Below are 7,192 nucleotides of genomic sequence, written 5' to 3'. Positions count from 1 at the left end.
TTAACTCTTCTTTTCTCCACTTCTCCATCTTCTCCCTTTCTCCTTATTTTTTATATCCTACCTGAACTCTTACAAATGGTCAATAGATTTAACTTGATAATGAGTAGCAACTACAGGTATTCTATTAGGGGTTTCTTTCTTCTCCAGAGTAATAATAGTAGCCCCTTCTGATTGAGCCAGTACCGTGTTAACTAAGTTCTTTCACAGTTTTAAGGAATCTACCATTACAAGATGTGTTCCCTTCCATTTCTCCATCATTAGAAAAAAGTGTGAGAAAACTTACTTAACATGGCAATAGGATGCTAATTGCTTCTGCGACCATATATATCTTTGACCATCCCTCTATCTTTTGCTTATTAAATTTGCTCCAGAGGAGCAATCTATTTGTAGAAAAAAAATACCCCACCTATAACATAAAGCTCCATAGGAGCGACCTAACTCATTCAATCCATTCAAATAAATATTTTTCATCGTATTCAATTTTAAATTTTTTCAAGAACTCAATATATTCTTCTCTGAAAGTTCTTTTGCGATGATGATATTCCTGATTTAAAATGTATTTAATCACATCATCAACCTGGCTTCTGGAATAGGAGAATGCACCAAACCCTTCTTGCCAATTGAAGTTACCTCGTATCCATTTGTTATTGTTAATGAAATTTGATGAACCTGCCTTTATGTCTCTTACTAAATTAGAAGTAGCAATAGATGGTTTTAATCCCACAAGCAAATGGGTATGGTCAGGCATACAGAATATAGATAACATTTTTTGTTCACGGGCTTGAACAATACCTGTGATGTATTTCTGCAATTCTTCCCTATGTTGTTTAGGAATGAGATGTTGTCTGCCTTTTACAGCAAATACAATTTGAATATAAATTTGAGAATAGGTGTTTGCCATTTTTCAGGTCGCTCCTCTGGAGCTAATTTTTGGCTAATTTGATTCCTCCTACAAACAGGTTGCCTCTGTGAGGCTAATTGATTCCTCCTCCTGAATAAAGCTCCGTAGAAGCAATCTGTTTGTAGTAATTTCGCAAAAGCAATATATTTGCAGCTCCGTAGGAGCGACCTATCTTTAGTAGGAGTAGATCTTGAACATCTATATCTATGAAAAGTTCCTTGCCTTTTATTTAAACCTATTTCACAGGTCGAACAATTTTAGTTGATTGCTATTGGCTAAAACAATATTACAATCTTTAATAAAACAATCCACTGCACCGTGAATCTCTGAATATGCACTTGTCACTTGTGCATATCCATCCTCATCAAAATAGACATCTCAATCATTCCTTCAGCTTATAGATTTCAAACGGCAATTGACAATAATCAATACGGTATTTTAAAAGATAATCGGTATCAAGATACTTGCTGGGTGCAAAAACCAATCGCTTTTTGCCCTTGTCCGCCCCTAAGTTCTTTGCCCTATCAAGCGTAAGTGCAGTGGATTTAAGATATTCAATATCTGGCTTGTAAAACAGATAAACCTCGTATTCCTTTGATTCACCGATAAAGTTTCTATTCTCATCAACTTTTTGCAGGTCAAATTCCTCACCTGTAGCCGTATAAAACACATATCTTGCAAGCTCAAGGTAGGTGGGCAGCTTATCGCCTTCTAAAATACTCTCCATCTCAATCGGATCACCAAGTTCAAAATAGCTGAATGTGCCACCTAAGCCGTTTCTTAATTTCTCATCTCTTGCATTTGGGACACCCTTGATAACCCTTCTCACCCTTTCTGCAGTTATTCTGTCTGCATAATCTTCACATTCAACCAGGATGAATTTACGGTTACCACCATCTTCTTTGTTTAGGTCTAAGACTGCATGGGCAGTGGTGCCAGAGCCAGCAAAGGAGTCTAAAACAATGCCTTCTTTATCAGTTCCCAATTTCAATAAATGTTTTATCAAATCAACTGGCTTTGGATAATCAAATTTTTTATCCATTGAGATAGCAGCTAAGTCGGCATTTCCATCCTTGTTTAACGAAACCTCGTAAAGAATTGAAAATGGTTTTCTTTTTCTTTGAACTATATTACCTTCTTCATCATAAACCAATTTACCTTTTTCTTCATTTAAATAGACTTTATAATAAATTTTCCAACCATTCTTGGATTTTTTGAATTCAATACGTCCATCCTTAAGTTTATCTTTAAAAGTAGATTCAGAATATACCCATTGATGCTCCATCCCTTTCAGTAAGGTTCCGTCAGGACATTCTATATCATAATGTAATCCTGGACTATCTTGAAGTCCATCATTATGAAGAGGCTTTAAGCAATATTTTCCTCTCGTATTTACATAACCATCCTCATAAGGATAGTTTCTCAAGGTTTTATCATCTAATTCTAATCTTTTAATTTCTGTTTTATCTATGGATTTCGTATACAAAATGCAATATTCATGTTCAACAGAAATATATTTACTATCACTCCCTCCACCAGCTCGTTTTCTCCAAATCAATTGAGTGATAAAATTCCCTTCTCCAAACACCTCATCCATCAACATCCTCAGATGGTGTACTTCGTTATCATCAATACTCACAAAAATCACGCCATCTTCTCTCAACAATTCCCGTAGCAATTTTAATCTTGGCGTCATCATACAGAGCCATTTATCGTGGCGGGTCAAATCATCTCTGTCAACCACCTTACCGAGCCACTCCTGCATCATCGGACTATTGACATTATCGTTATACACCCATCTTTCATTTCCTGTATTGTATGGTGGGTCGATATAGATACATTTCACCTTGCCAGTATAAGTAGGGAGAAGGGCTTTTAGATTTTTGAGATTATCCCCGTGAAGTATAAGGTTATCATTAAGGCTAACTTTATCAGTCAAACTTTTATCTTTTTTAGGGACAAGCTGATGATATTTCACCGATAGGTGATGATTCTGAACAAATGTTTTCCCTTTAAAATTTAGCGTTGCCATTTATTTTATCCCTATATTCCCTTGATAATTGTCTCTATTTTAGTCAGTAATTCAGGCAGCTTGTCTTTTACAGCGGACCATACAAGCTCCCATTTTATACCAAAATAAAAATGAATGATTTTATCTCTCATTCCGGCAATATCTTTCCATTCGATATTCTTGTATTTATTTCTTAGACTGTTGGATAAATGTTTAACCGCCTCTCCAATAATTTCTATATTGCGGACAACAGCATCTTGTGTTTTTATATCCTGTAGGAACTCTTTATAACTCATATCGTCAATATAATTTCTAATTCTTCCTATTGCTTCTTTTATGTCACAAAGAAATTCTTTATCTCCTCTTTTAGACATATATTATGCTCCTTTCAATTTCTTCAGCAACTTCTTTTATTCTTATAGTTCTTATACTATCAGGAGTTAGTATATCTACTTTTCTATCAAACAATTTTTCGATATAGGAAGACAAATCCATAAATACATCAAAAAGTCCTTTAAAATCTTTGCCAAAGTTTGATAACCCAAACTCAACAACTAAATCAATATCACTGTTGCTTTTTTGCTTTCCTTGAGAATAAGAGCCAAACAAACCTATTCTTTTCACGCCATACCTTTTTAAAATCTCCCTGTTTTCTCTAAGTTTTTTTATTATTTCTTCTTTTGTAAGTATTTTTTCTTTCATAACTTTCTCCTAAATTTCCTTAGGATATTTGCTTACACTTTATTCCTCAAAGATTATCTGCTAAAATCTGTTCATATGTAAGATCATTAAACCACAAAACTTTCATAAGAACAGCATAGCCCTTGCTGTCGGGTACAACGAAGAGTTGAGGTCTGCCCCTGCTATCTGTCTTTTACATTTCTCATTTTGCAATATCCATTTTACATTTAACCGTACAGGTTGAAAAATTTACCCAACGCTAATAAGAATTATTATAACCTAAAGAAGCATAATAGTCAACCTTATTTTTTCAGTCAACTTGATGCTGACTACTTTTAATCCCAGATATAACTACAAATCCGCCCTCTCCATATCCTTGCCTGATGGATTCTATTTCCTTTAAGTTCTCTGGCAAGGAAAAGATGGTCTGTATGGTTGTTATTTCCTTAAAGTTGTGTGCCGCCACCAGCTCTATAACCTCCTGAGCTGAATAAAACCTGGCCATCTTGTAAAATACACTATCCTTATCCTGATAGGCTTTACCAAGAAAGCTATCTTTATCTACTATGCCAATGATGAGCTTACCTTCTGGCTTAAGCACTCGTTTAGACTCTGCCAGGACAGCCTGGGGGTTATCCACAAAACACAAGGTAACAATTAAGAGCACATAATCAAACTCAGCCTCCTTGAAGGGAAGGTGCTCTCCGAGTGCCTGTATCACGGTTATCCCTCGTTTAGCAGCCTTTTTAAGCATTCTGAAGGATGGGTCTATGCCGATTGATGTCCCAAGAGGAGCGGCAAATCTACTTGTGCCTACTCCTACCTCTAAACCTTTACCCTGAGGCAAAACACTTCTTACCGCCTCAAGTTCTGAAAGGTATGCAAAGCGATTCTTTTCATACCATTCATCATATTTCTCAGCATACTGATCAAATAACTCTTCACTCTTCATTTACAATCCTCAATCTAAAATCCGAAATTATCACACCCCATCCCCCCACATCCAGTCATGCAAGAATCGTTCCATCACATCTGGGTTAGCCCGCTTAACATCCTCTTGTCTAAAGGAGATTTTATAGGTTGAGCAATAAGACATAATCAATTTATAGGCCTCATTTAGCCTTTTCATTTGCTCATCCTCTCCGCCTTTGTCAGGATGTAATTCTTTGGCCTTTTCGTGATACGCCCCTTTTATCTCAGAGATGGTAGCATCTTCACCTAATCCTAATATTCTTCTTGCTTCATCAATGCTTTTAAAATTTATCAATCTCTCTTTTCTCCATAAAATTCTTCATGAGCCTTCCAGACAGGGCACCATTTACCATGCCACTGCATGAGCCTACCCAACCAATTCTTTGGGTGCTCACGGGCATACCAACAAAGAGGGCAAACCCGACATCCCACAGCCATAAGTTTTTTGAAGATGTTCATTTCTTCGGTTCCTCCTTCAAGAAACTATATGTTCTTTTACCCTTTCTCGACAGCCTGAACAATTCTCTATTTGTTACTTTGGATATGATTTCATCCTCCTTCATATGGTGCTCGCTGAAAGACAGGATTCCATTTGGCTTCAAAACCCGATGTAATTCTACTAATACTTTATCCGGCTCACTTAAGAGATGAAAGGTATCGTAGAATAGAATAACATCCATGGTATTATCAGGCAAACCAGTTTGGCAATCAGAAAGGATGGTTTTTACATTAGCTAATTTCTTTTTGTTCGCTCTTTTTTCAACCATTTTAGCTGCAAGTGGGTGAATATCCATAGCATAAACTTTCCCTGATTCTCCCACTATCTCAGCCGCCATAAGGGTGAAATATCCTGGTCCACAACCAAAATCAAGAACCTGAAAGCCTGACTTGATTTCCACTTCTCTTATGATCTTTCTGGGTGGTAAAAAGAGGTTTCTGAGCTTTATTCCAATAGAGGACATAATCTTGAAATGAAAATCAGACATTGGTTTATTCATATTTACAACCCCAATTCCTTACTGATTCTTTGCATCGCCTCCAGGCAAATAGTGACAAACTCCGAAAGTTCAAGCCCCAGTTCCTGGCAAGCATTGATCTGCTCCCTATTTGCTCCAGCAGCAAAACGCTTTTCCTTAAATCGCCTGAGCACAAACTCTGTATCTACTGCTGACAATCTCTTTTCAGGATGCATAATGGTGGCTGAAACAATCAAGCCTGTCAAGGGATCGACCGCATAAAGTGCCTTAGCCATCTTAGAGGTTCTTTCTATATGCCCTGGATGTGCCTTGATGGCCTCAATAATCTCTTTATCGACTCCTTCCTTTTCAAGCATCTCTGAAGTAACAAAGCCGTGAAGTGAAAAATCGTCTTTGGTATCTTCATAATCTAAATCATGCAGAAGACCTGCCATAGTCCAGGCTTCTTCATCTTCCCCAAAATGCTGGGCTAAGGCTTCCATACATGATTGTGTAGCCAGAGCATGTTTTACCAGGTTTTTGTTCTTGAGCTTTGACTTAACAAGTTTTAATCCTTCTTGTCTTTCCATTTATCCCTCCTCGTTACCCTGATTTTGTCCCCAACCTTCACTTTCCCACCCTTTATCACCTTAGCAAAAACACCTTTTGTGGGCAGAAGGGCAATTCCCTGATAAGAAAAGGTATGCCCTCGCATCTCTTCTGGGGATTTACCAAACTGGGTTATTGAGACCACCGCTTCCCCTATCTGCAGTTCATCACCAATCTTTAGAGCCAGCAGGTCAACACCTTTGGTGGTAATATTTTCAGCAAAATCACCTGGAAAAGCGGGGATGTCTGCTTCTTCAATATCTTCCTGAGCCAGCAAACTCACCTGCTTATTTGTTCCTGCGTGAGCATCACCGACAAGCCCGTAATCTTTTTGCAAGATACCGCTGCCAACATTCTCTTTTGAAACACCCCGTTTTTTACTTATGCAAACACCAACAACCCTACCTTCTGTCATTTTTGATTCTTTCATGTCTTCTTAGAAACCTCTGAAATAGAGATGAATAACTTCCACCTGTGCGATTAGACTAATTCATCGCAGAGACGCAAAGGGAAAATAAATGTAAAATGTAAAATAGAAAATGAAAAATGGGAAATTGTAGTACTTCGCCAGACTCATTACCTTTCAGTTATACATTTTCATTTTACATTTAACCGCACAGGTCGAAACTTTCCCCTTTTCCCTTTCCTACACCTCTTTTGATAAATATGCAATTTTTATGGCCGAGTTACTTACATCTTTGTATATCTTCTCCATCGTTTTGTAGAAGTCTTTTTCAGTTCCCATCCAGAACTGTGGGACACCAAGCCGATGCAGAATAGCGGCATTTAAAGGTGGGGGATTTAACTCGAAGTGATAATCTATCTCTTTATTTACTTTCCAAAATATAGCCGGGTCACAAGCGATTGGCTCGGCTGCCTCTTTTTCTTCTTCAACAACTTCTTCGATTTCTCCCTGCACACTACCTCTTTCTTTATTTGTAACTATTCAGCATACCAAGCAAGTAGGTAGTAGGAAGTAGGAAAGGGGGAAAATACTTCATACTATTTTACTCTTAATTGATTTGATTAAAGCTATAAGTATCCTACTCACTTCTTCAGATA

The 7,192-nt window shown here is 37.4% G+C and carries 11 protein-coding genes; all 11 read right to left on the bottom strand.

What is annotated here, in order from left to right:
* Positions 1 to 439 precede the first annotated feature (439 nt).
* Complete coding sequence (gene tnpA, locus AB1414_12550; protein ID MEW6608253.1) at positions 440 to 901, bottom strand: IS200/IS605 family transposase; 462 nt, start codon at positions 899 to 901, stop codon at positions 440 to 442.
* A 382-nt stretch (positions 902 to 1,283) separates the two neighbouring features.
* Complete coding sequence (locus AB1414_12545) at positions 1,284 to 2,933, bottom strand: site-specific DNA-methyltransferase (GenBank protein ID MEW6608252.1); 1,650 nt, start codon at positions 2,931 to 2,933, stop codon at positions 1,284 to 1,286.
* A gap of 11 nt (positions 2,934 to 2,944) precedes the next feature.
* Positions 2,945 to 3,286, bottom strand: a complete 342-nt coding sequence (locus AB1414_12540; protein ID MEW6608251.1) for a DUF86 domain-containing protein — start codon at positions 3,284 to 3,286, stop codon at positions 2,945 to 2,947.
* A complete protein-coding gene (locus AB1414_12535; GenBank protein MEW6608250.1) occupies positions 3,279 to 3,614 on the bottom strand; it encodes a nucleotidyltransferase family protein in 336 nt (111 codons plus the stop codon). The genes AB1414_12540 and AB1414_12535 overlap by 8 nt, the downstream gene beginning before the upstream one ends.
* A 289-nt stretch (positions 3,615 to 3,903) precedes the next feature.
* Positions 3,904 to 4,545, bottom strand: coding sequence for a methyltransferase domain-containing protein (locus AB1414_12530; protein ID MEW6608249.1), 642 nt, complete (start codon positions 4,543 to 4,545; stop codon positions 3,904 to 3,906).
* Between the two features lie 30 nt (positions 4,546 to 4,575).
* Positions 4,576 to 4,860, bottom strand: coding sequence for a J domain-containing protein (locus AB1414_12525; protein ID MEW6608248.1), 285 nt, complete (start codon positions 4,858 to 4,860; stop codon positions 4,576 to 4,578).
* Positions 4,857 to 5,024, bottom strand: coding sequence for a hypothetical protein (locus AB1414_12520; protein ID MEW6608247.1), 168 nt, complete (start codon positions 5,022 to 5,024; stop codon positions 4,857 to 4,859). The genes AB1414_12525 and AB1414_12520 overlap by 4 nt, the downstream gene beginning before the upstream one ends.
* Positions 5,021 to 5,563: a class I SAM-dependent methyltransferase gene (locus AB1414_12515; GenBank protein ID MEW6608246.1), complete on the bottom strand. Its 543-nt coding sequence runs from the start codon at positions 5,561 to 5,563 to the stop codon at positions 5,021 to 5,023. Before AB1414_12515 ends, AB1414_12520 begins: the two co-directional genes overlap by 4 nt.
* A 2-nt stretch (positions 5,564 to 5,565) precedes the next feature.
* Positions 5,566 to 6,111: an HDIG domain-containing metalloprotein gene (locus tag AB1414_12510; GenBank protein ID MEW6608245.1), complete on the bottom strand. Its 546-nt coding sequence runs from the start codon at positions 6,109 to 6,111 to the stop codon at positions 5,566 to 5,568.
* On the bottom strand, positions 6,090 to 6,560 hold the full coding sequence (locus tag AB1414_12505; protein ID MEW6608244.1) for an MOSC domain-containing protein: 471 nt from the start codon (positions 6,558 to 6,560) through the stop codon (positions 6,090 to 6,092). Before AB1414_12505 ends, AB1414_12510 begins: the two co-directional genes overlap by 22 nt.
* A 216-nt stretch (positions 6,561 to 6,776) precedes the next feature.
* Positions 6,777 to 7,049, bottom strand: coding sequence for a hypothetical protein (locus tag AB1414_12500; protein MEW6608243.1), 273 nt, complete (start codon positions 7,047 to 7,049; stop codon positions 6,777 to 6,779).
* Between the last annotated feature and the right edge of the window lie 143 nt (positions 7,050 to 7,192).

Source organism: bacterium (assembly GCA_040755795.1).
Taxonomy (GTDB): Bacteria; UBA9089; CG2-30-40-21; order CG2-30-40-21; family SBAY01; genus JBFLXS01.
This window is presented reverse-complemented; position numbering and strand designations above follow the sequence as displayed.